This window comes from Xanthomonas sp. SHU 308 (assembly GCF_000364645.1).
Lineage (GTDB): Bacteria > Pseudomonadota > Gammaproteobacteria > Xanthomonadales > Xanthomonadaceae > Xanthomonas_A > Xanthomonas_A sontii.
The window spans coordinates 1-1,126 of the sequence record NZ_AQOK01000894.1; the positions used below are offsets into that span (position 1 = coordinate 1).

The window sequence follows — 1,126 nt, forward strand, 5'->3', positions numbered from 1 at the left end:
GGCGCCGGACGGCGCGGTGGTCGGCTATGCGCTGATCACCGCCTGTTTCAGCGTCGAACTGGGCGGGCGCTATCTGCTGCTCGACGAGTTGTACCTGGGCCCGGCCGCACGCGGCCGCGGATGGGGGCGGCGCGCGGTGGCGCTGGTCGAGGCGCGCGCCCGCGCGCTGGGCGCGGACGTGCTGCGGATGGAGGTCAACCATCACAACGCCGCCGCCAAGCGCCTGTACCTGGGCCTGGGCTATCGCGACGACGCGCGCGACCAACTGAGCCGCCGGCTCGACACGGCGCCGTGATGGACCTGTTGTCCACCCTGCAATTGCGTGCTCGGCTCAACGCCGCCATCCGCGGCTTCTTCGCCGCGCGCGGCGTGCTGGAAGTGGAAACCCCGATGCTGTCGGCGGCCGGCAACACCGAGCCGAACATCGACAGCTTCCAGACCCGCTTCAGCGGCCACGTCGACGCAGGTCCGGCGCTGCGCTGGCTGCGCACCTCGCCCGAGTACCCGCTGAAGCGGCTGCTCGCCGCCGGCATCGGCGACTGCTACGAACTGGGGCGGGTGTTCCGCAACGGCGAGGCCGGCGGCCGCCACAATCCCGAGTTCACCATGCTCGAGTGGTACCGGGTCGGCTGGGATCACCGGCAACTGATCGAGGAAACCGTGGAGCTGGTGCGCACGGCGCTGGCCCTGGTCGGACGCAGTGCCACGCTGCGGGTGCTCAGCTACCGCGAGCTGTTCCAGCAGGGGCTGGGCCTGGATCCATTCGCTGCGCCGTTGGAGGCGCTGCAGCAGCCGCTACGCGAGATCCGCATCGATGCCGACGGCCTGGGCCGCGACGACTGGCTGGACCTGCTGATGACCCACCGCCTGCAGCCGGCGTTCCCGGCCGACCGCCTCACCGTGGTCCACGACTGGCCGGCCAGCCAGTGTGCGCTGGCGCGCGTGCGCGAGGACGACCCGCCGGTGGCCGAGCGCTTCGAGCTGTACCTGGGCGGCTACGAACTGGCCAACGGCTACCACGAGCTCAACGATGCCGCCGAGCAGCGCCGGCGTTTCCTGCGCGACCATGCGCTGCGTCAGGCGCGCGGCGCGGTGCTGCCGCCGCTGGACGAGCGGCTGCTGGAGG

The 1,126-nt window shown here is 71.9% G+C and carries 2 protein-coding genes; both read left to right on the forward strand.

Annotation, left to right across the window (positions count from 1 at the left end):
* The coding region (locus D588_RS0122975) for a GNAT family N-acetyltransferase (RefSeq protein ID WP_017917661.1) at positions 1-295 on the forward strand (295 nt) is incomplete at its 5' end.
* A partial coding sequence (epmA, locus tag D588_RS0122980) for an EF-P lysine aminoacylase EpmA (protein WP_017917662.1) occupies positions 295-1,126 on the forward strand: 832 nt, incomplete at its 3' end. The genes D588_RS0122975 and epmA, both read left to right, overlap by 1 nt.